25 protein-coding genes and 5 tRNA genes are annotated in these 24,348 nt (G+C 46.3%); 20 read left to right on the forward strand and 10 right to left on the reverse strand.

Going from position 1 to position 24,348, the window contains the following annotated elements; translation table 11 throughout:
- Positions 1-431: peroxidase family protein (locus JEU20_RS09310; protein WP_342590489.1), on the forward strand; the 431-nt coding region annotated here is incomplete at its 5' end.
- 63 nt (positions 432-494) lie between these two features.
- On the opposite strand, the gene ubiB is transcribed toward JEU20_RS09310, so the two are convergent.
- From ubiB to hemA, 10 genes are all read right to left on the reverse strand, one after another.
- Positions 495-2,045: a ubiquinone biosynthesis regulatory protein kinase UbiB gene (ubiB, locus tag JEU20_RS09315; protein WP_198245256.1), complete on the reverse strand. Its 1,551-nt coding sequence runs from the start codon at positions 2,043-2,045 to the stop codon at positions 495-497.
- A 27-nt stretch (positions 2,046-2,072) separates the two neighbouring features.
- Entirely contained in the window at positions 2,073-2,678 is a 606-nt protein-coding gene (locus tag JEU20_RS09320; protein ID WP_198245258.1) for a ubiquinone biosynthesis accessory factor UbiJ, read from the reverse strand.
- Between the two features lie 7 nt (positions 2,679-2,685).
- Positions 2,686-3,435, reverse strand: a complete 750-nt coding sequence (gene ubiE / locus JEU20_RS09325) for a bifunctional demethylmenaquinone methyltransferase/2-methoxy-6-polyprenyl-1,4-benzoquinol methylase UbiE (RefSeq protein ID WP_198245260.1) — start codon at positions 3,433-3,435, stop codon at positions 2,686-2,688.
- A gap of 7 nt (positions 3,436-3,442) precedes the next feature.
- The gene (locus tag JEU20_RS09330; protein WP_198245980.1) at positions 3,443-3,832 is read right to left on the reverse strand and encodes a gamma-butyrobetaine hydroxylase family protein; all 390 of its coding nucleotides are present in this window, start codon (positions 3,830-3,832) and stop codon (positions 3,443-3,445) included.
- Between the two features lie 2 nt (positions 3,833-3,834).
- On the reverse strand, positions 3,835-5,160 hold the full coding sequence (gene hslU, locus JEU20_RS09335) for an ATP-dependent protease ATPase subunit HslU (protein ID WP_198245262.1): 1,326 nt from the start codon (positions 5,158-5,160) through the stop codon (positions 3,835-3,837).
- On the reverse strand, positions 5,160-5,708 hold the full coding sequence (hslV, locus tag JEU20_RS09340) for an ATP-dependent protease subunit HslV (protein WP_198245264.1): 549 nt from the start codon (positions 5,706-5,708) through the stop codon (positions 5,160-5,162). Before hslV ends, hslU begins: the two co-directional genes overlap by 1 nt.
- Before the next feature lie 113 nt (positions 5,709-5,821).
- Positions 5,822-6,232, reverse strand: a complete 411-nt coding sequence (locus tag JEU20_RS09345; protein ID WP_198245266.1) for a M67 family metallopeptidase — start codon at positions 6,230-6,232, stop codon at positions 5,822-5,824.
- Positions 6,229-7,080, reverse strand: a complete 852-nt coding sequence (gene prmC / locus JEU20_RS09350) for a peptide chain release factor N(5)-glutamine methyltransferase (protein WP_198245268.1) — start codon at positions 7,078-7,080, stop codon at positions 6,229-6,231. Before prmC ends, JEU20_RS09345 begins: the two co-directional genes overlap by 4 nt.
- Positions 7,070-8,158, reverse strand: a complete 1,089-nt coding sequence (gene prfA / locus JEU20_RS09355) for a peptide chain release factor 1 (RefSeq protein WP_198245270.1) — start codon at positions 8,156-8,158, stop codon at positions 7,070-7,072. The genes prmC and prfA overlap by 11 nt, the downstream gene beginning before the upstream one ends.
- Positions 8,155-9,414, reverse strand: coding sequence for a glutamyl-tRNA reductase (gene hemA, locus JEU20_RS09360; protein WP_198245272.1), 1,260 nt, complete (start codon positions 9,412-9,414; stop codon positions 8,155-8,157). The genes prfA and hemA overlap by 4 nt, the downstream gene beginning before the upstream one ends.
- A 152-nt stretch (positions 9,415-9,566) precedes the next feature.
- Here hemA and JEU20_RS09365 point away from each other — a divergent pair, with 152 nt between their 5' ends.
- The 19 genes from JEU20_RS09365 (at position 9,567) to rpoB (ending at position 24,340) form a co-directional block, all read left to right on the forward strand.
- Positions 9,567-11,294, forward strand: coding sequence for a DUF6584 family protein (locus tag JEU20_RS09365; RefSeq protein ID WP_198245274.1), 1,728 nt, complete (start codon positions 9,567-9,569; stop codon positions 11,292-11,294).
- A gap of 2 nt (positions 11,295-11,296) precedes the next feature.
- Complete coding sequence (gene lolB, locus JEU20_RS09370) at positions 11,297-11,863, forward strand: lipoprotein insertase outer membrane protein LolB (protein WP_198245276.1); 567 nt, start codon at positions 11,297-11,299, stop codon at positions 11,861-11,863.
- Positions 11,848-12,723 carry a 4-(cytidine 5'-diphospho)-2-C-methyl-D-erythritol kinase gene (gene ispE, locus JEU20_RS09375; RefSeq protein ID WP_198245278.1) on the forward strand — a complete coding sequence of 292 codons (876 nt, stop codon included), beginning with the start codon at positions 11,848-11,850 and terminating at the stop codon, positions 12,721-12,723. The genes lolB and ispE overlap by 16 nt, the downstream gene beginning before the upstream one ends.
- Positions 12,724-12,742: 19 nt before the next feature.
- Positions 12,743-12,817, forward strand: a tRNA-Gln gene (locus JEU20_RS09380).
- Positions 12,818-12,855: 38 nt separating this feature from the next.
- Positions 12,856-13,809, forward strand: a complete 954-nt coding sequence (locus JEU20_RS09385) for a ribose-phosphate diphosphokinase (protein WP_198245280.1) — start codon at positions 12,856-12,858, stop codon at positions 13,807-13,809.
- Between the two features lie 42 nt (positions 13,810-13,851).
- A complete protein-coding gene (locus JEU20_RS09390) occupies positions 13,852-14,478 on the forward strand; it encodes a 50S ribosomal protein L25/general stress protein Ctc (protein WP_198245282.1) in 627 nt (208 codons plus the stop codon).
- A 2-nt stretch (positions 14,479-14,480) separates the two neighbouring features.
- Positions 14,481-15,056: an aminoacyl-tRNA hydrolase gene (gene pth / locus JEU20_RS09395; RefSeq protein WP_198245284.1), complete on the forward strand. Its 576-nt coding sequence runs from the start codon at positions 14,481-14,483 to the stop codon at positions 15,054-15,056.
- A gap of 124 nt (positions 15,057-15,180) precedes the next feature.
- A tRNA-Tyr gene (locus tag JEU20_RS09400) sits at positions 15,181-15,265 on the forward strand.
- Between the two features lie 17 nt (positions 15,266-15,282).
- Positions 15,283-15,356 (forward strand) — tRNA-Gly (locus tag JEU20_RS09405).
- 20 nt (positions 15,357-15,376) lie between these two features.
- Positions 15,377-15,452, forward strand: a tRNA-Thr gene (locus tag JEU20_RS09410).
- 39 nt (positions 15,453-15,491) lie between these two features.
- Complete coding sequence (gene tuf / locus JEU20_RS09415) at positions 15,492-16,682, forward strand: elongation factor Tu (protein WP_198245286.1); 1,191 nt, start codon at positions 15,492-15,494, stop codon at positions 16,680-16,682.
- 56 nt (positions 16,683-16,738) lie between these two features.
- Positions 16,739-16,814, forward strand: a tRNA-Trp gene (locus JEU20_RS09420).
- Between the two features lie 39 nt (positions 16,815-16,853).
- Positions 16,854-17,237, forward strand: a complete 384-nt coding sequence (gene secE, locus JEU20_RS09425) for a preprotein translocase subunit SecE (RefSeq protein ID WP_198245288.1) — start codon at positions 16,854-16,856, stop codon at positions 17,235-17,237.
- Positions 17,238-17,239: 2 nt separating this feature from the next.
- A complete protein-coding gene (gene nusG, locus JEU20_RS09430) occupies positions 17,240-17,773 on the forward strand; it encodes a transcription termination/antitermination protein NusG (protein ID WP_198245290.1) in 534 nt (177 codons plus the stop codon).
- A gap of 92 nt (positions 17,774-17,865) precedes the next feature.
- Positions 17,866-18,297, forward strand: coding sequence for a 50S ribosomal protein L11 (rplK, locus tag JEU20_RS09435; protein ID WP_198245292.1), 432 nt, complete (start codon positions 17,866-17,868; stop codon positions 18,295-18,297).
- Positions 18,298-18,993 (forward strand): 50S ribosomal protein L1, encoded by a 696-nt coding sequence (gene rplA, locus JEU20_RS09440; protein WP_198245294.1) that lies wholly within the window; start codon positions 18,298-18,300, stop codon positions 18,991-18,993. It abuts the gene before it with no gap.
- A 190-nt stretch (positions 18,994-19,183) separates the two neighbouring features.
- Positions 19,184-19,711, forward strand: a complete 528-nt coding sequence (rplJ, locus tag JEU20_RS09445; protein WP_198245297.1) for a 50S ribosomal protein L10 — start codon at positions 19,184-19,186, stop codon at positions 19,709-19,711.
- 50 nt (positions 19,712-19,761) lie between these two features.
- The gene (gene rplL, locus JEU20_RS09450; protein ID WP_198245298.1) at positions 19,762-20,139 is read left to right on the forward strand and encodes a 50S ribosomal protein L7/L12; all 378 of its coding nucleotides are present in this window, start codon (positions 19,762-19,764) and stop codon (positions 20,137-20,139) included.
- Between the two features lie 124 nt (positions 20,140-20,263).
- Positions 20,264-24,340: a DNA-directed RNA polymerase subunit beta gene (gene rpoB / locus JEU20_RS09455; protein WP_198245300.1), complete on the forward strand. Its 4,077-nt coding sequence runs from the start codon at positions 20,264-20,266 to the stop codon at positions 24,338-24,340.
- The last annotated feature ends 8 nt before the right edge of the window (positions 24,341-24,348 follow it).

A 24,348-nucleotide genomic window follows, 5' to 3' on the forward strand; every position in this document is an offset into this window, starting at 1 on the left:
AAAGTGGTGCTTCACCCATTGATGCCCTGATCGAAAGAGCGAATTTTCTGAATTTGACGGTGCCGGAAATGACCGTTTTGGTAGGCGGCATGCGGGCCTTAAATGCCAATGCAGACGGTTCCTCGCATGGCATATTGACTGCGAAGCCGGGTGTGTTGACGAATGATTTTTTCGTTAATTTGCTGGACATGTCCACGCGCTGGGAAAAGTCGGCCGATAATGCGGGAGTTTACCGCGGACTTGATCGAAAAACCAATCAGCTCAAGTGGACGGCAACGCCGGTTGACCTGATATTTGGCTCTAATTCAGAACTGCGTGCGGCTGCTGAAGTGTATGCAGCCGATGATGCCAAGCAGAAGTTTGTGAATGATTTTGTCAAAGCCTGGGTTAAAGTGATGCGTTTGGATCGTTTTGATTTGGCTGCCAAATAACACGGCGGGGCGAATCAGGCAGAAGTGCTGTGCAATAATACAGTACTTCTGCCGTTTGTTAAATTATTGCAGCAATATCGTGGCGCTGATCAGCAGGGCGCTGCAAACGATGGCCAGCAATGTGCTGCTGTGGTTGGATTCAAGCTGGCGGCGTAGCTGTTCGATTTCACGGTGGCTGTCTTCCAGTTGTCGGCGCGACTGTGTGGCGCTGTCTAAAGCCTGGAAAACCAGGGTGGGAAGTTCCGGTAGATGCTCTGCAATTTCAGGGAACTGGTCCATGGCTTTTTGCAGCTTGGCTTTAGGCCCCATGCGCTCTTTAAACCAGTTTTCCAGAAAGGGTTTGGCGGTTTGCCATAAATCCAGCTCAGGATAAAGTTGTCTGCCTAAGCCTTCGATATTCAACAAGGTTTTTTGCAGCAATACCAGTTGCGGCTGTACCACCATATCAAAACGGCGAGCGGTCTGGAACAGGCGCAGTAACAACAGACCGAACGAAATATCCTTCAAGGGTTTGTCGAAAATAGGTTCACAAACACTGCGAATGGCCGCTTCAAATTCTTCGACCCGCGTCGTGCGTGGAACCCAGCCGGATTCGATATGCATTTGGGCGACACGTTGATAATCGCGGTTGAAAAAAGCGAGAAAGTTTTCGGCCAGATAGCGCTGATCTGACGGCGACAGTGTACCGACGATGCCAAAATCCACGGCCAGATATTTGGCGGGTAGTTCGACAAAAATATTTCCAGGGTGCATATCGGCATGGAAAAAATTATCCCGAAACACCTGGGTGAAAAAAATTTCTACACCGCGTTCGGCCAGTAGTTTAAAATCAGCGCCGCCAGCTTTGAGTTGTTCGACTTCGCCGACCGGAATCCCGTAAATACGCTCCATGACCAGCACTTTCTGGCGGGTCAGAGGCCAGTGAATTTCCGGCACATATAAGGCGTCGGAATGTTCGAAATTACGGCGTATTTTGCTGGCGTTGGCCGCTTCTCGAACCAGGTCAAGCTCGTCCAGAATAGTTTTTTCAAATTCGGCGACCACTTCAGTAGCGCGTAAGCGCCGGGCATCTTCCCAAAAACGCTCGGCCAGTTTGGCCAGTTCATACATCAGAGCAATATCGGCTTGAATCCGCTTCTCAATTTCAGGTCGAACGACTTTGACGATGACGTCGTCGCCATTTTTTAAGGTCGCCGTATGGACCTGAGCGATGGAAGCTGAGGCTAACGGTTCGGCGTCGAAGTGTTTAAAGGTTTCAGCAATCGGCTGGCCGATTTGTTGTTCGATAATCTGACAGGCTAAGTCATTGGGAAAGGGGGGGACGCGATCTTGTAATTTAATCAGTTCATCGGCAATGTCTTCTGGCAGTAGATCTTTACGGGTGGAAAGCGCCTGGCCGAACTTTACATAGATAGGCCCTAAGTCTTCCAGTGTCTTCCGAATGCGCACGCCACGGGGTTCGGGTTTTTTTTTGACCCAATAAACCGGTGATAGGAAAACCAGGTAACGGATGGGCCGGAACAAGGGCAGCTTCAGGACAATTTCATCCAGTCCGTGAATGATCATGACCCAGTTAATATGGAATAAGCGCAGCAGTGTTTTAGGGCGAATCACAGTGTTACCTAAAAAGGGTTGTAAGGATTATGTGAGAGTATCTGTCAGGCGTTTTATTCTGGCTTCCAGGCGGTCGACATCGCTACGCAGAACATCTACCTGCTGATAAAATATTTCAGCTTCTGCGATGGCTGGCAAATCACGGCTTTCTTCCTGCAGAAATTCTTCCAGATTCAAGCGAAAGGTTTCCAGTGTTTGCTGGCTCCAGGCTTTGCCACTGCGGAAAAGTGTGCCAATTTTATGCGCAATCACATCACCGGTCAGTTTGGCGAGTTGTTCTTCCAGGTCTATATCCAGTTTTTTGAATAATTGCTGAAACTGATGTCCGCTATGGGTATCGCCTTCGATTTTGAGTTTATCCTCAGTCTGGAGTGTGTCGGCAGCGAGCAGAGTGAGGCCTAAGGCACTGAGGCTGCCTTCGATACGCGTATCAATGTCGCCGACATAATCTTCCAGAACCTGAATGCTGTTTTCGGTTGGACAAAAAAATACGGTCTCGGCAAACGGTTGAATGGTGATAGCGATGACTTTGCCGGATAACGGTTGTAAAAACACCGTGGCATCTTCGTCTAATGCCAGGTATCGATTCAGTGCCGTTTCCAGAACGCCGGTCAGAATGGGTTTTATCAACATACTGGCATCAGAATTTATAACCGCGATGGATCGCGACAATGCCTTGGGTTAGATTAAAATATTCACAGCGCTCAAGGCCGGCATTTTCCATCATCTGTTTCAATTCATCCTGTTTAGGATGCATACGGATCGATTCAGCCAGATAGCGATAACTTTCTTCATCTTTTGCAACCAGCGCACCGATTTTAGGCAGCAGTTTAAATGAATAAAAATCATACACTTTTTCGGTGATTTTATCGGTCGGGTGCGAAAATTCCAGCACGATGACCCGGCCGCCAGGTTTCAACACCCGGGTCATTGAGCGTAATGCCGCATCCTTATCGGTGACATTTCTAAGTCCAAAACCAATGCAGACGCAATCAAAGGTGTTATCGGCAAAAGGCAGGCATTCGGCGTTGACCTGGGCGTATTGGATGTTATCGACCAGGCCTCGGTCGATCAGTCGATTGCGACCGGTACGCAACATGGCAGCATTGATGTCGGCTAGCACCACCTGACCTTTGGGGCCAACTCTTTTTTCAAATAAGGCTGTCAGGTCGCCGGTGCCGCCAGCTAAGTCGAGTACCTTGTCACCGGCCCGGACATTGGCGAGTTGAACGGCAATTTTTTTCCAGAGACGATGAATGCCTAAAGACATTAAATCGTTCATGATGTCGTATTGATCGGCAACCGAATCAAAAACGCCGCGCACCATTTTGACTTTTTCGTCTTTGGGCACTTCTTTAAAACCAAAATGGGTCGTATTTTCGTGTGTCATAATTTTTTTAAGTATTCGAGGGCGCCTGGCGTTCGATGCCTTGCGCTTTAAGTTCATTCAGGTAGTGTTGCCACAGGCTATCGTATTCATTGCCGAGTTTATATAATAAATCCCAGGAATAAATGCCACTCTCATGGCCATCGCTGAACTGGAAGGCTACGGCATAATTGCCAACCGGTTTGATATTGGAAATTGTGACATTTTCCTTACCGGTTTGCAGGATCTCCTGGCCAGGAGCATGGCCTTGTGCTTCAGCCGAGGGCGTAAATACACGCAAATATTCACACGGCAGATGGAAGATTGTGTCATCGTCAAATTTGACTTCGAGGATGGCGGAAGCCTGATGGAGCTTGAGTTCAACAGGGACTTTTCCGGTTGGCTCTGCAAATAGGCGCATACTCATAGGATATAACGACTCAAATCTTCGTCTTCGGCAAATTCAGTTAAATGACTGTCAACATAGGCACTGTCGATGACAACAGTTTTGTCGCCTAGGTCAGGCGCCTGGAATGAGATGTCTTCCAGTAATTTTTCCAAAATGGTATGCAGTCGACGTGCACCGATGTTTTCTGTGGTTTCATTCACTTGCCAGCCCAGTTCGGCGATGCGTTTGATGCCGTCCTCGGTGAATTTGAGGTCAACACCTTCAGTTTTCAGCAAGGCTTGATACTGTTCGGTCAATGAGGCATCGGGTTCCGTCAGGATACGAACAAAATCATCGGCCGACAAGGCATCGAGTTCAACCCGAATAGGGAAACGTCCCTGTAATTCAGGAATCAGATCCGAGGGTTTGGTCAAATGGAATGCGCCGGATGCGATAAACAGGATATGGTCGGTTTTAATCATGCCGTATTTAGTGCTGACCGTGCTGCCTTCAACCAGAGGCAGCAAATCACGTTGCACGCCTTCGCGAGAGACTTCGCCACCGCTGCCGCCTAATTCCGAGCGCTTGCAGACTTTGTCGATTTCATCCAGGAAAACAATGCCATTTTGTTCTACAGCTTCCACTGCAGACAGCTTGATATCGTCTTCGTTTATCAATTTAGCCGCTTCTTCTTCTTGTAAAACTTTCAGTGCATCCTTGATTTTTAATTTTGTTGTTTTAGAACGGTTGGCGCTTATGTTTTGAAACAAGCCTTGTAATTGACTGGTCATTTCTTCCATCCCCGGTGGCGCCATGATTTCAACGCCTAATGGGGGTGAATTCACATCAATTTCGACTTCTTTGTCGTCCAGGTCGCCTTCGCGCAGTTTTTTGCGGAATTTTTGCCGAGTGCTGGTTTCGGTTTCAGAGAGCATGCCGCCGTCGGGTGCAGGCAGCAGAATATCGAGAATTTTTTCTTCAGCTGCCTCATAGGCTTGGTGCTGAACCTTTTCCATAGCCTCTTCGCGCGTCATTTTGACGGCAGTATCGACTAGATCTCGGATAATCGATTCAACATCGCGGCCGACATAACCGACTTCGGTAAATTTGGTCGCTTCGATTTTAATGAAAGGGGCTTTAGCTAGTCTAGCCAAACGCCGGGCAATTTCGGTTTTACCGACACCTGTCGGACCGATCATCAAGATGTTTTTAGGGGTGATTTCATCACGCAGTTCTGGCGCAACGCGGCTTCTGCGCCAGCGGTTTCTAAGCGCGATGGCAACCGATCGTTTAGCGCCAGCCTGGCCGATAATATGTTTGTCCAGTTCACTGACAATTTCTTTAGGTGTCATTTGGTTCATTATGAATTTGGCTCCGCGTCCAGTTCTTCAATGGTCAGATTGTGATTCGTATAAATACAGATGTCGGCGGCAATGGTGAGTGACTTTTCAACAATGTCACGTGCGCTGAGTTCGGTGTTTTCCAGTAAGGCGCGTGCGGCGGATTGGGCAAACGAACCGCCGGAACCAATCGCCATCAGATCATATTCCGGCTCGATGACATCACCGGTGCCGGAAATAATCAACGAAGTTTTGGCATCGGCAATGGTCAGCAGGGCTTCCAGTTTACGCAGGGCACGGTCGGTACGCCAGTCTTTGGCCATTTCTACGGCAGCCCGGGTCAGGTTGCCACGGTGTTTTTCCAGCTTACCTTCGAAATGTTCAAACAAGGTGAAGGCATCGGCTGTCGCGCCGGCAAATCCGGCAATAACACGCTCATGGTACAGGCGGCGAACTTTGCGGGCATTACCTTTCATCACCGTATTGCCCAGTGTCACCTGACCATCACCACCGATGACGACTTTGTCGCCACGGCGTACTGATAAAATTGTTGTTCCTCTGAAACTCACAGTCTTTTCACTCATAATATTAATGGTCTAATTCTACATGGTTTAATCCGAATTTTACACCAGAGTGCTGTCATGGTGATTTTATTCGGGCCGATATTCGGTGGCATTGGATTTTATGGGGTCATAATTAAATCAATCTCTTTAACTTGTTGCGACTTGATATGGAAGCCACGCATTTCCAGGACACCTTTGGTATTCAGCGAAATAATCAGATAAATCGCATCCGGGTAGTTGGCGCGTTGAATATCGTGTTGCGAGGGTTCGGCGCTTGCTGTCGGATGCGAATGATAAATCGCCAGCAGCTGTTCGCCTTTTTCGCGCATGGTGTTAATGGCGGCTATTTGCTGTTTGGGGTCGAGTTCGAAACGTGTTGCAGGGTGTTCTGCGATGTTATCGATGGGGTAAACACTGGTAGCGGTGTCATTGTTGCCACCGACCAGTCCACAGATTTCCTGGTTGGGTGAAATTTGCGCCTGATGCAACAGGTGTTGAGTGAGTTTTCTTGGGATATATAGTGCGTTCATGACAGATTCCATAAGCCAGAGGTTATTCTGGGGTTGCCGGCCAGGTCGATATGGGTTTGGATCGTGCTGAATCCGGCTTGAGAAAAGATGTGTTGTACAGCCGCTTGTTGGTCAAAACCGTGTTCGATCAGTAAGTGGCCGCCGGGATTTAAATGCTGCGGTGCCTGTTGGACGATATTCAAAATATCGGCAAGCCCCTGTTGGGCGGCGATGAGCGCTATTTTCGGCTCGTGTTGAACATCGCCTCGCAAAAGATGTTCGTCGGAGGTATCAATATACGGCGGGTTGCTGAGGATAAAATCAAATGTATCTGTTGTTAACTGACTGAACCAGTCTGACACCCTGAATTGGATGTTATTTGCCCCTAGGTAGTTGGCATTTTCTTTGGCGACCTGTAGGGCAGCTTCGCTTTTGTCTGTAGCGATCAGGGTGGCTTGTGGCCGCTCAAGCCCTAAGGTGATGGCGATAATGCCAGAGCCGGTACCAAGATCCAGAATACGGCAGTCTTTTTGTGGGATAAGAGGGAGGCTGATTTCAATCAAAAGCTCGGTGTCGGGCCGAGGGATCAAAACATTCTCGGTCACTTTGAAGGGTCTGGACCAGAATTCCCGCGTGCCGGTTAAATAGGCGATCGGTTTATGTTGCAAACGTTGTGCAATCAGGTTCTGATAGCGTGTGTTTATGTCGGAATCAAGCATGGTTTCAGGCCACGCTTTCAAATAGCTACGGGGTTTTTTGAGGCAGTGGCACAGTAGTACTTCGGCATCTAGCCAGGCGCTTTCAGAAACATCTTTAAGCTGAGTGTAGGCCTGTTGTAGTGCTGATTGGATGCTGTGTTTAGCTGTCATCGCTGAGTTGGGTCAGTAATTCTGCCTGGTGTTCGTTGATCAAGGGCTGAATGACATGCTCAAGACCGCCTTGCATGATTTCATCCAATTTATAGAGGGTCAAGTTGATGCGATGATCGGTGACGCGGCCTTGTGGATAATTGTACGTGCGGATGCGCTCAGAGCGGTCGCCGCTGCCAACTTGTAATTTACGCGTTTCGGCTTGCTCGGCCTGCTGTTTTTCCTGTTCTGCGGCTAACAGGCGCGATTGCAATAACGACATGGCACGGGAGCGATTTTTGTGTTGTGAGCGTTCATCCTGACATTCAACAACGACGCCGGTTGGAATATGCGTAATACGGATGGCCGAATCTGTGGTGTTGACGTGCTGGCCACCTGCACCTGATGAACGAAAGGTATCAATTCTCAAGTCAGCCGGATTGATTTGGATTTGGTCGATATTTTCGGCTTCCGGCATGATAGCGACGGTACAGGCTGATGTGTGGACACGGCCTTGTGATTCGGTTTCTGGTACCCGCTGAACACGGTGCGCTCCGGATTCAAATTTAAGTTGGGAGTATACATTCTGGCCTGTGATGCGCAGAATGATTTCTTTATAACCGCCATGTTCGCCGCGATTTTCGTTAATGGTTTCAACTTTCCAGCCCTGTTTTTCCGCATAGCGCTGGTACATTTTTGCCAGGTCTCCTGAAAAAATAGCCGCTTCGTCACCGCCTGTTCCGGCGCGAATTTCCAAGAAAATATTGCTGCTGTCTTTGGGGTCTTTAGGGAGCAGTAGTATTTGCAATTGTTGCTCTAACGCTTGCTTTTTCTTTGTTGCAAGCTGAATTTCTTCCTGAGCCATTTCGCGTAAATCCGGATCGGTATCCTTAGCCATTTCTTGTGCCGACTCCAGGGTTTCCTCGTTGTCGCGATAACGTGCATAACACTCAACAATAGGTTCAAGTTGAGCGTATTCCTGGCTTAGGCTGCGAAATTTATTTTGGTCGCTTTGGATTTCAGGTTGCGACAGCAGGCCCGCAATTTCTTCAAAACGATGACTCAGGTTTTCCAGTTTTTGTTGGATTGATGGTTTCATGTGGGGTCTGATAATTTAAACAGTTCCCGAGCGGCGGCAATCAAATCCTGGCGCTCATTGGCACCGGCTTCACGTAATTGCGTGCTGGGAGTGTGGATAAGTTTATTGGTTAGGTTATGCGCTAAGCGTTGTAAAACCTGTTCGGCAGGCTGGCCATTTTTAAGTTGGCGTAATGCTTTTTGCAGTGATTCATCGCGAATCTGATCGGCATGCTGACGGAAGTCGCGAATGGTGGATTGTGCCGATTGTAAGCGCAACCAGCTCAAAAAATGCTCGACCTCGGTGTCAATGATTTCTTCGGCTTGTTCGGCGGCGCGGCGACGAGATTCCATGTTGTCGTTGATGGTGTTTTTTAAGTCATCAACGGTGTACAGGTAAACGTCGGCCAGTTGTTCCACTTCAGCTTCAATATCTCTTGGGACAGCGAGATCAACCATAAAAATTGGTTTGTGTTTGCGTTTTTTGATTGCGCTTTCCAGCATGCCTTTGCCCAGAATAGGGAGTTGGCTTGCGGTTGATGAAACGACAATATCCGCTTCAGCTAAATGAGCAGGAAGCTCGGCTAATGCGATGGCGTAGCCGTTAAATTGGCTGGCCAGCATGTGTGCCTTGTCAAAGGTACGGTTGGCAATGATTATACGGCCAACGCCATGTTGATAAAGATGTCTGGCTGTTAATTCAATGGTCTCGCCGGCACCTATCAATAGCGCAGTTTGTTCGCTTAGGTTATCAAAGATTTGTTTGGCAAGTTGGACTGCGGCGAAGGCAACCGAAACCGGGCTGGTGCCAATGGCGGTATCGGTACGCACTTTTTTGGCAGCAGAAAAAGTATGTTGGAACAAGCGACTTAAATTTTTACCCAGGGTGCCTGCTTCATAGGCGAGTTGATAAGCCGTTTTCATCTGTCCCAGAATCTGGGGTTCACCGAGTACCATGGAGTCGAGTCCACAGGCGACACGGAACATATGGCGAATTGAATTCGATTCTTGGTAGCTATACAGATAAGGCGTAAAATCAACAGGGTCGATATCCTTTTCGGTGGCAATCCAGTCAATGAGTTTTGTCGTATTGTCTTCTGATGTGTGGCAGTAAATTTCAGTTCGATTGCAGGTTGAAAGGATCGCAGCCTCGGAAATATTAGCTGCCAGTTTTAAGCTTTTTAATGCACGTGGTAAGATTTCCACAGGGAATGCCAGCCGTTCGCGAATTGCAACCGGAGCCGTGTTATAGTTAATCCCTGTCGCGATAAACGTCATCGAGTGTTATCTATGTTTAATGGAAAAATGTTTGTATTCTAAGGAAAAAAGGATGTTTTACCAAGTAGAATCGGATAATGATGTGAACCTATGGTGTTTTCTAAGGTTCTATGAAGAAAATTTTTTGCAAAAAAATCAGGTAAGCTGAAGCAATGAAAAAATGGATAAAGTTAGTAGGACTGGTCGTTGTTACAGGGTGTTCGAGCGTGTCGGAAAAGGCGCCGGTACAAGATGTTGTTAAGCCTTTGGAGCCGAAAGCGGAAAAATCTGCGAAAATTGAAAAACAAACATCAATTGATCCCGATACCTTGTATTTGTTATTGGCAGGTGAATTGGCGGGCCAGCGGAAAGCTTATAATGTGGCACTGGATGCCTATTTGCAGGCCGCGCAACGGGTGCGTGATCCGCGAGTGGCTGAACGTGCGGCGCGGATTGCTTTGTATTTAAAAGACCCGGAAAAAATTGAGCAAGCTGTTCAGTTGTGGTTGAAGGTCGCTCCTGATGATTTGTCTGCTCGAAAAATAGCCTTGCTGTCCGCTATGCGCAATGCGGATAAGGCCTTTGCTATTGAGCAGCTGAATGCTTATCTGAAATTGGATCCGGCTGGATTTGAATCCGTTTTGCTGGAAATGACGAAGGTGATGGCACGTAATGGCCGAGAAAATCAGATGCTGGCAATCTTGAATGAATTAGCCGCGCAACATCCCGAGCAGGCAGCAATTTTTTACGTTAAGGCACTGTTGGCCGCAAAACGACAGCAGTATGAGCAGGCATTGGATGCGATCGATCAAGCATTGGCGATTCAGCCTAATTGGAAAAAAGCAATCATTATGCGGGCGCAAATTAGTGTGCGAGCAGGGAAATTAGATCTGGCGGAGCAATATTTGCAGGATGCTATCAATCAATATCCGGACGATATTAAATTCAGGAAAATGCTGGCCCAAGTTTATATGGAGGCTGAAAAATACGACCAAGCTATCGATATTTATCATGATATTCTCGATATCGATGAAGATGATGCTGAAAGTCAATTTGCAATTGCGCTGATCTATTTGCATGAAGAAAAATTGGACGATGCCAAAGAAATATTCCGCAAGTTGCTCCATGAAAAGGCTTGGGAGGGGCAGGCAGCTTATTATCTAGGGCGGGTTGCGTTGATGCAGGAGCAGCCGGAAGAAGCGCTGGTATGGTTTGATCGTGTCACGCAGGGGCCTTATGCATTTGAAGCGCGATTGGCGGCTGTTTCGGTATTGATGGAGCAAAAGCAGTTCGAGCAGGTTGAATCGAGGTTGTCGGAGTTAGAACGTGATTTTCCAAGAAAGAAAGTGACTTTAATGTTGCTGAAATCGGAGCTCTATAATTCTACTGGGCGACAGCAGGAAGCCTTTGATTTGTTGTCAGAGGGCTTGATGCAATCCCCGGATAATAAAGACCTGCTGTACGCGCGAGCATTGATAGCAGAGCAGCTTAATAAGCTGGATATTCTGGAGCGAGATTTGCATAAAATCCTACAAAAAAATCCAAATGATGCGGCAGCGTTGAATGCATTAGGCTATACCTTGGTCGAGAAAACGGATCGCTATCAAGAGGCGGAAAAATATTTGCAGAAGGCATTATCTTTAAAGCCTGATTCGGCGGTGATTATTGATAGTTATGGCTGGTTGAAATATAAGCAAGGTGATCTGCAGCAGGCATTGACGTTGATTCGTAAGGCATATGAAAAGCAGCCGGAGGCCGAGATTGCAGCACATTTAGCGGAAATCTTGTGGAAGCTGCAAGCTTATGATGAGGCGAAGGGAGTTTTTGATGAGGCTTGGGAAAAGCATCCTGGTGATAAATATTTACTGGACTTTAAAAAGCGTTTTTTGAATGACTCATAATCATGTTGTATTGGCTGGCTGGATTGTTTTTGCTTTTGTTTCAAGGCTGTGCGCAGCAGCATATCAAGCCGGTCGAAAATTATGCTTTAGTGCGTCCGCAGGCGCTTTATTCGCTTGAGCATTGGGTTGCAGAGGGTAGAGTTGCCGTCCATTCGGAAGAAGAGTCATTTAGCGCATCTCTGGTATGGATGCATCGGCAGCATGTAGAAGATGTGTTGGAACTGGCGGGTCCGTTTGGTCAAGGTCGAGTGCGTATAACGGTTAGGAAGAATATTGTGATCGTCGACGAAGGCGGCCGGCAGCAAAAATATTATCAGTCCGCCGAAAAGGTTTTCAGGCGGTTTTTTTCTGTGAATGTCCCGGTAGAGTCATTGCGCTATTGGTTGCTGGGCGTGCCGAGTCCAGAACAGTCTTATGTGCTGGATAATAGGGGGTTCTTTCAGGCAGGGTGGCAGGTTGAATATAGTTTGCTGCAAAAGGCCGGGGTGTTTTATTTGCCCAAAAAAATGCGTTTGAATCATCGGCAGGTAAAAATAAAAATTATTGTGGATCAATGGAAAATAAAGTGAATGGTGTGCTGCGATCAGGCTGGGGTGAGCCATGGCCAGCGCCGGCAAAACTAAATTTGATGCTTAGAATCATCGGTAGAAAGGATGATGGTTATCATTTGTTGCAGACTGTTTTTCAGATGCTGGATTTGTGTGATTGGCTTACTTTTCATCCTTTGAGCGAGGATGTTGTTCGGCTTGAAAAAACGATTCCGGGTGTGGCTGAAAATGAGGATCTGACGGTGCGGGCGGCTCGGCTATTGAAGCAAGAAACGGGGTGTCAGCAAGGCGTTAGTATCGAGATTGATAAAAGATTGCCAATGGGTGGCGGTCTTGGGGGGGGGAGTTCTGATGCAGCAACCACATTATTAGTGTTGAATCATTTATGGCAGCTGGGGTTGTCGACTGAAAAACTAATGTCACTTGGTTTGGTGCTTGGGGCTGATGTTCCTGTATTTGTGTTTGGTAAAGCGGCCTGGGCTGAAGGGGTCGGTGAAAAATTATGTACTATTGATGTGCCTGAATCCTGGTATGTTGTCATAAAACCAGAGGATCATGTGGATACAGGTGAAATTTTTTCAAATAAAAATTTGACAAGAGATAGTAAACCCATCAAAATATGCGACTTTCTAGCGGGGGACAGCAGAAATGATTGTCTCGAAGTGGTTCGCAGGAAATATCAAGCAGTTGATAAGGCGTTGAAAAGCTTGAGTGCTTTTTCACAAGCAAGGCTTACAGGAACTGGGGCATGTGTTTTTGCCGCTTTTGATAAAAAAGAAGAGGCGGAAAAAGCAGTTGAAGCTTTGCAGGATGATTGGCAGGTATTTTTGGCAAAGGGTCAGAATATTTCGCCGCTCCATCAAAAATTAAAGCATTATTAATTGTTTTAAATTCAAATATTGGGCTGTCGCCAAGCGGTAAGGCACGGGGTTTTGATCCCCGCATACCCAGGTTCGAATCCTGGCAGCCCAGCCATTTATCTCCATAAATAAATCTCTTTAGGGGTGCTTTAAATGAATGATGCCTCGATGATGGTATTCTCAGGTAATGCCAACAGAGCATTGTCTGAAGGTATTGTCAGAAAGCTGAATATGCGGCTTGGAATGGCGGCGGTAGGGAGATTTAGTGATGGGGAAATTGTAGTTGAGATAGAGGAAAATGTGCGGGGCAAGGATGTTTTTGTCATTCAGCCAACGTGCTCACCTACAAATGAAAATTTAATGGAATTGCTGATTATGATTGATGCCTTGAAAAGGGCGTCAGCATTACGGATAACGGCGGTAATTCCTTATTACGGATATGCTAGGCAAGATAGGCGGCCGCGTTCGGCAAGGGTGCCGATTACGGCAAGAATGGTTGCTGACATGATTGATCAGGCGGGTGCTGATCGTGTGTTAACGGTCGATTTGCATGCTGATCAAATACAAGGTTTTTTTTCAATACCTGTTGATAATGTATATGCGTCACCAATTTTGCTTGGCGATGTGTGGCGGCAAAAATACGAAAATTTGATAGTGGTTTCGCCTGATGTTGGGGGTGTGGTCAGGGCTAGGGCTTTGGCAAAGCGCTTAGGGGATGCGGATCTTGCGATTATCGATAAGCGTAGGCCGAGAGCGAATGTATCCGAAATTATGCATATTATCGGGGATGTTTCGGGGCGGACCTGTATCATGGTCGATGATTTGGTAGATACGGCCGGGACATTGTGTCATGCGGCAAAAGCGCTTAAAAATCAAGGGGCCTTGAAAGTTGTCGCCTATTGTACGCATCCCGTTTTGTCTGGAAACGCGGCAGCAAATGTTTCCGAGTCGGTGTTGGATGAATTGGTTGTGACCGATACCATTCCGTTGACTGATGAGTTGAGAAAAATTGATAAAATAAGGCAGTTGAGTGTTGCTGAGATGTTGGCTGAGACGATTCGTCGTATTGCGGCAAGTGAGTCGGTCAGTTCACTTTATGTAGATTAAAAAATTGTATAAATACTTGTAAAGCAAGTCCTGGAGAGAAAGATGTCTAATGTGTTTGAGTTTGTCGCTGAGAGTCGTGACACAACCGGAAGAAGTGCTGCTAAGGCGGCTCGTCGGCAAGGAAAGGTGCCTGCCGTTATCTATGGTGGCGGTGGTGAGTCGATTAACTTGATGCTCAAGCATGGTGATTTATTAAAGCATCTTGATCGTGAAGCGGTTTATTCTAGCATTTTAAATATTGAAATTGATGGAAGAAAAGAAAAGGTATTGCTGAAGGATTTGCAGCGCCATCCTGCTAAGCCGATTGTGTTACACGCTGATTTTTTGCGCGTAGATGCGACGCACAAGGTTCGAATGCATGTGCCAGTACATTTCTTGAATGAAGAGAAGTGTAAAGGCGTCAAGCTAGGTGGTGTCGTCAGTCATGTTATGGTGGATGTCGAGGTGAGTTGTCTGATTGCAGATCTTCCGGAGTTTATTGAGGTTGATTTGCTTGATTTGGATATTGGTGAATCGTTGCATTTATCAAACTTGGTGCTGCCTGAAGGTGTTGAGATTCCAGAGCTGGCGCAAGGTCCTGATCATGATCTGGTTGTTGTTCAGGTGATCAAGACCCGTGGCGAAGAAGTTGCCAGTGAAGAGGCAGAGGTGCCTGCAGCTGAAGAGTAGAAATGATTAAGTTGATTGTTGGTCTGGGTAATCCTGGGTCACAGTATAAGAAAACCCGGCATAATGCCGGGTTTTTGGTTTTAGATAGGTTGGATTCTAGTTTCTCTGGGAGTTGGCGTTTAGAGTCTCGTTTTAATTCGGAGGTTTCTGAGGTCTATGTGTCGGGCTGTAAGGTGCTGCTGCAAAAGCCGCTTACGTTTATGAATAAAAGCGGTGATGCGGTAGTTAAGTTGGCTCAATATTATAAGATTTCACCGGATGAAATTTTGGTTGTGCACGATGAATTAGATTTTGATTCAGGTGTGGCGCGGTTAAAGAAAGGTGGTGGGCATGCGGGTCATAATGGGCTTCGGGATATTATTCAAAAAATAGGAAGTCGAGATTTTTACCGTCTGCGCATTGGTATTGGTCGTCCTTCGCAAGGTAAAGATGTTGCGAATTATGTGTTATCAGCTGCGACAGCATCGGAGCTAAGCGATATACAAGATATTGCTGATCGTGTTGAGGCTTTATTGCCGGAAATTGTGAAGGGTGATATCGTGCGGTTGATGACAGAATTTAATAGTAGAGATAAATAGCAACAAAAATAAAAAAAAGTGTTGCAATGGTTTTTTTTTAGCTGTAGAATTCACCGCTCATTCGCTGCAGTGGTCTGGCGAGATTGACTTTTTGCGGTAAGCAAAACAGGAAAATGACGGTTTAGGAGGGGTTCCCGAGTGGCCAAAGGGATCAGACTGTAAATCTGACGGTTCTACCTTCGGAGGTTCGAATCCTCCCCCCTCCACCATTCTCAAATTGGAAAATGCGGGTGTAGTTCAATGGTAGAACTCCAGCCTTCCAAGCTGATTACGTGGGTTCGATTCCCATCACCCGCTCCATCCGTATTCCAGTGAAATAAGCTCATATAGCTCAGTCGGTAGAGCACTTCCTTGGTAAGGAAGAGGTCACCGGTTCAAATCCGGTTATGAGCTCCAATATTGAACAGGTAATGGTTGTTAGTAAGGTATTGACTCATGGCTAAAGAAAAATTTGAAAGAACGAAGCCGCACGTAAACGTCGGCACCATTGGTCACGTAGACCATGGCAAAACAACATTGACCGCGGCGCTGACAAAAGTCATGGCGGAAAAGATGGGTGGAGAAGCGAAAGCCTTCGACCAAATTGACAATGCGCCGGAAGAAAGAGAGCGCGGAATCACCATTGCGACCTCGCACGTGGAATACGAATCAGAAAAGCGCCATTATGCGCATGTTGACTGCCCAGGTCACGCCGACTATGTTAAAAACATGATTACCGGTGCGGCACAAATGGACGGTGCGATCCTGGTTGTATCTGCTGCAGACGGCCCGATGCCACAAACACGTGAACACATCCTGCTGTCAAGACAAGTGGGTGTGCCTTACATCGTCGTATTCCTGAACAAAGCCGACATGGTTGATGACGAAGAGCTCATCGAACTGGTTGAAATGGAAGTTCGTGAATTGCTTGATGCCTATGATTTTCCAGGTGATGATACACCTATTATCGTCGGCTCAGCACTGAAAGCCTTAGAAGGCGACACCAGCGAAATCGGTGTTCCTGCCGTTGAAAAACTGGTTGAAGCTCTTGATGAATACATTCCAGAGCCAAAACGTGCGGTTGACGGCCCATTCCTGATGCCGATTGAAGACGTATTCTCAATCTCCGGTCGGGGTACCGTAGTAACCGGTCGTGTTGAGCGCGGTATCATCAAAGTTGGTGAAGAAATTGAAATTGTTGGGATCAAAGAGACCCAAAAAACCACCTGTACCGGTGTTGAAATGTTCCGCAAGCTGTTGGATCAAGGTGAAGCGGGCGATAACGTAGGTGTCTTATTAAGAGGTACCAAGCGAGAAGAAGTCGAACGGGGTCAAGTATTGGCGCACGTCGGCACCATTACGCCACACACCCATTTCAAAGCCGAAATCTACGTTCTGTCAAAAGACGAAGGTGGACGTCATACACCATTCTTCAATGGCTATCGTCCGCAGTTCTACTTCAGAACCACAGACGTTACCGGTGCTGTTGAGCTGCCAGAAGGCGTTGAAATGGTAATGCCAGGTGATAACGTTACCGTAGAAGTTAAACTGATCGCGCCTATCGCGATGGAAGAAGGTTTACGCTTCGCGGTACGTGAAGGTGGTCGCACAGTAGGTGCGGGTGTTGTTGCTTCAATTATTGAATAATATTGTATTAACAAAAGAGCTGGTGTATAATCACCAGCTCGTTCGGTTTTCTGAATAGGTCAGTGGCTCAATTGGTAGAGCAGCGGTCTCCAAAACCGCAGGTTGGGGGTTCGAGTCCCTCCTGGCCTGCCATTCAGTTGATTTTCTAAAATTCACTCCAAATAAAACTACATGAACGCACAGGCAGAAGATACGGCCGAGTCGTCCGTACTTGATATACTTAAGCATGTACTGGTTGCGGCACTGGTTGTTGGCGCAATTGGCGCTTTCTATTATTACTCCGAATTTTCATTGCTCTACAGGGTGTTAGCTCTAGTTGCGGTTATGGTAATTTCCGCAGGTATTTTTTTGACGACATCAGTTGGGAAAAGTTTGTGGGTGTTTATGCTGGAGGCAAAGCAGGAGGTCAGGAAGGTTGTTTGGCCTACCCGTGAAGAGACAATGAGAACAACCTTGCTGGTTTTTGGTATGGTTTTTATTGTGGGTTTCATTTTGTGGTTGCTGGACATGTTTCTGTTTTGGGGTGTTAAGTTGCTGACCGGTCAGGGAGGCTAAGGATGGCGCTACGCTGGTATGTGGTTCATGCCTACACTAATTTTGAAAACAAAGTAAAGCAGGCGCTCGAAGAAAGAATCGAGCGAGAAGGGTTGCAGCAATACTTTGGTAAGATTTTAGTGCCGACTGAGGAAGTTGTCGAAATGCGGATGGGGCAGCAGCGCAAAAGTGAGAGGAAGTTTTTTCCTGGCTATGTGTTGGTGCAGATGGAGTTGACGGATGACACATGGCATTTGGTGCGCAATGTGCCGAGAGTGCTTGGTTTCATTGGTGGAACAACCGATAAGCCAGCGCCTATTTCAGATAAGGAAGCAAATGCTATTTTGAATCGGGTTGAAGAGGGGGTGAATAAGCCTCGTCCGAAAGTGTTGTTTGAGGTAGGTGAGACAGTACGAATTATTGATGGGCCATTTAAGGATTTTAATGGCACGATCGAAGAAGTGAATTATGAAAAAAGCATGTTAAAAGTTTCAGTACTGATTTTTGGGCGAGCGACAACGGTAGAGCTTGACTTCAATCAGGTTGAAAAGCTTTAAGTATGTTTTTGTAGATGTCCCTGCCCTTAAAAGGGGCGGGGATTTTTGTATATGGGGAGCTGTAAGGCGTTTGTACCCGGATGGAGTAAAACATGGCTAAAAAAATAGAAGCATATATTAAACTGCAGGTAAAAGCGGGTGAGGCAAATCCAAGTCCTCCAGTAGGGCCTGCTTTGGGTCAGCATGGTTTGAATATCATGGAGTTTTGTAAGGCGTTTAACGCTAAAACTCAGGATGTGGAAAAAGGCATGCCGATTCCTGTCGTAATTACTGTTTATAATGATAAAAGTTTTACTTTTATTACTAAAACGCCACCTGCATCGGTTCTGTTGTTAAAGGCTGTAGGGGCGGCAAAAGGTAGTGGTACGCCAAATACTGTTAAGATTGGTAAAGTCACACGCGAGCAGCTGGAAGAAATTGCCAATATAAAAATGCAGGATCTAAATGCGGCTGATATGGATGCCGCGGTCCGGATTATTGCTGGCAGCGCCCGTAGTATGGGCTTAGATGTGGAGGGCGTGTAAATGGCAAAATTAAGCAAAAAAGCCAAGCTGATTAAAGAGAAAGTTGATAGCAATAAGCAGTACAGTATTTCAGAAGCTGTGAAGTTGTTGAAAGAATTCGCCTCCGATAAGTTTGACGAGTCGATTGATGTTAGTGTCAACCTGGGCGTGGATCCTAGAAAATCAGATCAGAATGTTCGTGGGGCTTCGGTATTGCCACATGGTACAGGTAAAACTGTGCGCGTTGCTGTCTTTACGCAAGGGCCAAATGCCGATGCGGCCAAAGAAGCCGGTGCTGATATTGTCGGAATGGAAGACTTGGCTGAACAGGTCAAAAAAGGCGAAATGGATTTTGATGTGGTGATCGCCTCACCTGATGCTATGCGTGTGGTTGGGCAGTTAGGTCAGATTTTAGGGCCTAGAGGTTTGATGCCAAATCCTAAAGTAGGAACTGTTACACCTGATGTGGCAACTGCCGTGAAAAATGCAAAAGCAGGGCAGGTAAGATTCCGCACAGATAAGGGTGGTATTATTCATTGTTCCGTAGGTAAGGCTTCGTTTGACGAAAAGGCGATTAAAGAAAATCTGGAATTTTTGATTGCAGATCTTAAAAAAGCCAAGCCATCATCTGCGAAAGGTGTTTATCTGAAAAAGATTGCTTTGTCTTCGACGATGGGTCCAGGTCTAAGTATTGATCAGGCGAGTCTCGAGGCATAAAAGATTTGAAAAGACTTTGGGTTGCCGGTTTTCTGGCAACCGTCAAAGACCGTAGGTGCGTAAAGCTTAATTTACCTACGCAGACGGAGGCTTTAACCGGGATTGACTGGTGAAGATCCGTATAGGGGTATCCAAAGGATACAAACACAAAAATCCAGGTTTTAGCCTGGAAAATGACCGGAGGTAAACTGTGGCATTAAAATTAGATGACAAAAAAGCCGTCGTCGAAGAAGTTGCTACAATCGCCGCTCAAGCTCATTCTGCCGTTGCTGCGGAATATCGTGGATTGACTGTAACCGAATTAACCGAGTTGCGGAGAAAAGCGAGAGAGACTGGCGTTTATCTGCGCGTGGTCAAGAATACATTAGCTAGACGGGCTTTAGAAGGTACAGAGTTTGAATGTATGAAAGATGGTCTGGTTGGGCCATTGCTTCTTGCGTTCTCAATGGAAGATCCAGGCTGTGCAGCTCGCTTGATTGATGAATTCGCTAAAGAACATGACAAATTGATTCCTAAAATTGTTGCCATTGGCGGTCAGTTGTATGATGCATCTGAGCTTAAACGTCTGGCGGCATTGCCGACTTATGATCAGGCTATCAGCATGCTGATGTCGGTCATGAAAGCGCCGGTTGAAAAATTTGTTCGGACTTTGGCTGAACCACACGCAAAATTGGTACGCACAGTGGCTGCGATTAAAGATCAGAAAGAAGCAGCTTAAGCTTCTTTCAACCAGTTATTAACCAGAAATATTATTTAGAGGAAAAAAACATGGCACTTTCACAAGAAGAGATTCTGGAAGCGATTTCTAACATGACCGTTATGGAGGTCGTTGATCTGATCTCTGCAATGGAAGAGAAATTTGGTGTATCTGCTGCAGCAGCCGTTGCTGTTGCTGCACCTGCGGGCGGTGGCGATGCCGGTGGCGCAGAAGAAAAGACTGAGTTTGATGTTGTAATGACTTCATTCGGTTCAAATAAAGTTTCAGTGATTAAAGCCGTTCGTGCAATCACAGGTCTTGGTCTGAAAGAGGCAAAAGAAGCCGTAGAAAGCGCACCAACTGTATTGAAAGAAGGTGTTAGCAAAGAAGAAGCCGAAGAAGTGAAAAAAGCACTGGAAGAAGCCGGTGCCCAAGTCGAAATCAAATAAAATTTGATTAGATCCAGGCATAAGCCTGATTAAGCAAGGGCTGGTGACATAACTGTCGCCGGCCTTTTGCCGTTTGCAAAGCAGCGGTAGTAAATAATTTTTGACCACAAGGTATGATAGCAATATGGCCTATTCTTTTACCGAAAAAAAGCGTATCCGGAATAATTTTGGAAAAAGTACCGAGGTACTTGAAGTTCCTTATCTGTTAGCCACACAAATCGATTCATATGCCAGTTTTTTGCAGTCGGGGGTTGACCCTGATAAACGTGAGAATCGTGGATTGCATGCGGCTTTTCTAGGGGTTTTCCCGATAGTTAGTCATTCGGGGTATGCGGTTCTGGAATATGTGAAATACAGATTAGGAGAGCCTGTTTTCGATGTAAAGGAATGTCAACAACGGGGTGCTACCTATGCCGCACCGTTAAGGGTGTTGGTGCGATTAGTCATCTATGATAAAGATGCACCAGCGAGTGCGAAAGTCGTTAAGGATATCAGGGAGCAGGAAGTCTACATGGGCGAGCTGCCTCTGATGACCGAAAATGGCACCTTTGTCATTAACGGTACCGAGCGGGTTATTGTTTCTCAGTTACACCGATCTCCAGGTGTGTTTTTTGATCACGATAAAGGTAAGACGCATTCATCTGGAAAATTATTATTCAATGCGCGCGTCATTCCTTATCGTGGGTCATGGTTGGATTTCGAGTTCGATCATAAAGATGCGGTCTATGTACGAATAGACCGTCGACGTAAGATCCCCGCAACTGTATTATTGCGTGCCTTGGGGTATGACAACGAAGAAATGATCAAGATTTTCTTCGAAACCAATAAATTTACGCTGTCTGACGATAAAATCATTTTCCATTTGATTCCTGAGCGCCTCAGAGGGGAAATGTCGACTTTTGATATCAAGCATGATGGAAAAGTCATTGTCGAGGAGGGGCGCAGGATTACCGCCAGACATATTCGTCAGATGGATAAGGCAGGGATTACAGAAATTGAAGTGCCTAAAGAATATTTATATGGAAAGATTCTGGCACATAATATTATTGATGATGAAACCGGCGAATTGATTGCTAATGTCAATGATGAAATAACTGAAGAGTCATTAGATAAGTTGATAGAGGCGGGGGTTTCAGAAATTGAAACACTTTATGTCAATGATTTGGATCGAGGGCCTTATATTTCCAATGCAATGGCGCTTGATGCAACGACAAATCGACTGGAGGCCTTGGTTGAAATTTATCGAATGATGCGTCCAGGTGAGCCGCCTACAAAAGAATCGGCAGAAAATTTATTCGAAAACTTGTTTTTTACAGAAGACCGATATGATTTATCTGCAGTAGGTCGAATGAAGTTTAATCGCCGTCTGGGCCGCGAAGAAATTGAAGGGCCTGGAACGCTGAGCAAAGAAGACATTATTGATGTCTTGAAAGAGTTAATCAAAATTCGTAATGGTCACGGTACGGTAGATGATATTGATCATTTGGGTAACCGCCGAGTACGGTCGGTCGGTGAAATGATCGAAAATCAATTTCGAGTCGGGTTGGTGCGTGTAGAACGTGCGGTTAGAGAACGCTTGACTTTGGCCGACTCTGAAGGCTATATGCCGCAAGAAATTATCAATGCCAAACCTGTATCCGCTTCGGTCAAAGAATTTTTTGGTTCGAGTCAGTTGTCACAGTTCATGGATCAGAACAATCCTTTGTCGCAGGTAACGCATAAGCGAAGAGTCTCCGCGTTAGGGCCCGGTGGTTTGGCGAGAGAGCGCGCTGGTTTTGAGGTGCGCGATGTACATACCACGCATTATGGACGGGTGTGTCCGATTGAGACACCAGAGGGACCTAATATTGGCCTGATTAACTCATTGGCTGTCTATGCTAGAACCAATGAGTATGGCTTTCTGGAATCACCGTATCGTCGGGTTGTCGATGGTTATGTGACCGATCAATGCGATTATTTGTCGGCGATTGAGGAAGGTGAGTTCGTTATTGCTCAAGCCAGTGTTAAAATCGATGAAAATGGGAAGTTGAAAGAAGGCTTGGTGTCTTGTCGTTACAAAGACGAATTTACGTTAGCCTCTGCTGAAGACGTGCAATATATGGATGTTTCGTCCAAGCAGATTGTATCGGTTGCAGCTTCCATCATTCCATTTCTGGAGCATGATGATGCAAACCGCGCCTTGATGGGGTCGAACATGCAACGGCAGGCGGTTCCAACGTTGCGTGCTGAAAAACCATTGGTCGGTACAGGAATGGAGCGCGTGGTTGCGAAAGACTCCGGCGTGGCCGTAGTTGCAACGCGGGGTGGTGTCGTTGAAACTGTGGATGCGGAAAGAATCGTTGTCCGGGTTAATGATAGTGAAACCATTGAAGGAGTGCCCGGAGTTGATATTTACAACCTGACTAAATATACCCGTTCAAACCAGAATACTTGTATCAATCAGAAGCCATTGGTTAAAACAGGCGATATTATCAATAAAGGTGATATTTTGGCAGATGGACCGTCAACGGATATGGGTGAGTTGGCGTTAGGGCAAAATATGCGTATCGCTTTTATGCCTTGGAATGGCTATAACTTTGAAGATTCAATCCTGGTGTCAGAGCGAGTCGTCAAAGAAGATCGCTTTACGACGATTCATATCGAAGAAAAAACCTGCGTGGCGCGTGAAACTAAGCATAGCCCGGAAGAAATTACCGCCGATATTCCAAATGTCAGCGAAGAAGCCTTATCTAAACTCGATGAGTCCGGGATTGTTTATGTCGGTGCGGAAGTGAAAGGTGGGGATATTCTGGTCGGCAAAGTGACACCTAAAGGTGAAACCCAGTTAACGCCAGAAGAAAAATTGTTGCGTGCAATTTTTGGTGAAAAAGCGGCCGATGTGAAGGATACCTCGCTACGTGTACCGGGCGGCGTTCGTGGTACGGTCATTGATGTGCAAGTTTTTACCCGGGATGGTGTCAAGAAAGATAAGCGGGCGTTGGAAATCGAAGAGCAGGAAATTCAGCGATACAAAAAAGATATTGATGAACAACTGAAAATTGTTGAACAGGATATCTACAATCGTGTTGCGGATTTATTGCTTGGAAAAATTGCCGAAAAAGGTCCGGAAGGGCTGAAAAAAGGTGAGGAAATCAGTCAGGAGTATCTCGATGGACTGAAACAATCCGATTGGTTGAAGATCAAGACGCAGGATGAAGAGGTTAATCTGCAATTAGAAAAGGTTACTGAGCAGATTGAACAACAACGCAAGGACTTTGAAGCCAAGTTTGAACAAAAACGCAATAAGATCACGATGGGTGATGATTTGCCGCCAGGTGTTTTGAAAATGGTTAAAGTTTATCTGGCGGTTAAAAAACGAATTCAACCCGGCGATAAAATGGCAGGGCGGCATGGTAACAAAGGGGTAATTTCTCAAATTGTACCGATAGAAGATATGCCGTATACCGAGGATGGCGATCCGATTGATATTTTGCTGAATCCACTCGGTGTGCCATCACGGATGAACGTAGGACAGGTTCTGGAAACTCATCTAGGTTGGGCTGCTAAAGGACTGGGTGTGAAGATCGGAAAGATGCTGGAAGCGCAAGCTAAGGTTGCCGAGATTCGTGGATTTTTGGAAAAAATTTACAACAGCAGTGGTAAAAAAGAAGATTTAGATTCCTTTACGGATCAAGAAATTCTGGAAATGGCGAAAAACCTGGTCGATGGTGTGCCGATGGCGACACCGGTATTCGATGGGGCGAGTGAGGACGAAATTCGTGCCATGCTGCGATTAGCGGATTTGCCTGAGTCAGGGCAGACAACATTATATGATGGTCTGACGGGGGAACCGTTTGAGCGTAAGGTTACTGTGGGCTATATGTATATGTTGAAACTGAATCACCTGGTTGATGACAAAATGCATGCTCGTTCAACGGGTCCGTATAGCCTGGTGACTCAGCAACCGCTAGGTGGAAAGGCTCAATTTGGTGGTCAGCGTTTTGGAGAAATGGAGGTCTGGGCATTAGAAGCATATGGTGCTGCATATACCTTGCAGGAAATGTTAACTGTGAAGTCCGATGATGTCACCGGTAGAACACGAATGTATAAAAATATTGTCGATGGTAATCTGACGATGGAAGCCGGTATGCCGGAATCCTTTAATGTATTGGTCAAAGAGATTAAGGCTCTCGGTGTCAATATTGAATTGGAACAAGATTGATTGTTTTA

Origin of the sequence: methane-oxidizing endosymbiont of Gigantopelta aegis (genome assembly GCF_016097405.1) — a bacterium.
Lineage (GTDB): Bacteria > Pseudomonadota > Gammaproteobacteria > Methylococcales > Methylomonadaceae > Methylomarinum.

Coding starts and splice junctions, on each gene's coding strand:
- JEU20_RS09320 (WP_198245258.1), bottom strand. CDS start 2,678: ATGTTGATAAAACCCATTCTGACCGGCGTTCTGGAAACGGCACTGAAT.
- ubiE (WP_198245260.1), bottom strand. CDS start 3,435: ATGACACACGAAAATACGACCCATTTTGGTTTTAAAGAAGTGCCCAAA.
- JEU20_RS09330 (WP_198245980.1), bottom strand. CDS start 3,832: ATGCGCCTATTTGCAGAGCCAACCGGAAAAGTCCCTGTTGAACTCAAG.
- hslU (WP_198245262.1), bottom strand. CDS start 5,160: ATGAACCAAATGACACCTAAAGAAATTGTCAGTGAACTGGACAAACAT.
- JEU20_RS09345 (WP_198245266.1), bottom strand. CDS start 6,232: ATGAACGCACTATATATCCCAAGAAAACTCACTCAACACCTGTTGCAT.
- prmC (WP_198245268.1), bottom strand. CDS start 7,080: ATGACAGCTAAACACAGCATCCAATCAGCACTACAACAGGCCTACACT.
- prfA (WP_198245270.1), bottom strand. CDS start 8,158: ATGAAACCATCAATCCAACAAAAACTGGAAAACCTGAGTCATCGTTTT.
- hemA (WP_198245272.1), bottom strand. CDS start 9,414: ATGACGTTTATCGCGACAGGGATTAACTATAACACGGCTCCGGTTGCA.
- JEU20_RS09365 (WP_198245274.1), top strand. CDS start 9,567: ATGAAAAAATGGATAAAGTTAGTAGGACTGGTCGTTGTTACAGGGTGT.
- lolB (WP_198245276.1), top strand. CDS start 11,297: ATGTTGTATTGGCTGGCTGGATTGTTTTTGCTTTTGTTTCAAGGCTGT.
- ispE (WP_198245278.1), top strand. CDS start 11,848: ATGGAAAATAAAGTGAATGGTGTGCTGCGATCAGGCTGGGGTGAGCCA.
- JEU20_RS09385 (WP_198245280.1), top strand. CDS start 12,856: ATGAATGATGCCTCGATGATGGTATTCTCAGGTAATGCCAACAGAGCA.
- JEU20_RS09390 (WP_198245282.1), top strand. CDS start 13,852: ATGTCTAATGTGTTTGAGTTTGTCGCTGAGAGTCGTGACACAACCGGA.
- pth (WP_198245284.1), top strand. CDS start 14,481: ATGATTAAGTTGATTGTTGGTCTGGGTAATCCTGGGTCACAGTATAAG.
- tuf (WP_198245286.1), top strand. CDS start 15,492: ATGGCTAAAGAAAAATTTGAAAGAACGAAGCCGCACGTAAACGTCGGC.
- secE (WP_198245288.1), top strand. CDS start 16,854: ATGAACGCACAGGCAGAAGATACGGCCGAGTCGTCCGTACTTGATATA.
- nusG (WP_198245290.1), top strand. CDS start 17,240: ATGGCGCTACGCTGGTATGTGGTTCATGCCTACACTAATTTTGAAAAC.
- rplK (WP_198245292.1), top strand. CDS start 17,866: ATGGCTAAAAAAATAGAAGCATATATTAAACTGCAGGTAAAAGCGGGT.
- rplA (WP_198245294.1), top strand. CDS start 18,298: ATGGCAAAATTAAGCAAAAAAGCCAAGCTGATTAAAGAGAAAGTTGAT.
- rplL (WP_198245298.1), top strand. CDS start 19,762: ATGGCACTTTCACAAGAAGAGATTCTGGAAGCGATTTCTAACATGACC.
- rpoB (WP_198245300.1), top strand. CDS start 20,264: ATGGCCTATTCTTTTACCGAAAAAAAGCGTATCCGGAATAATTTTGGA.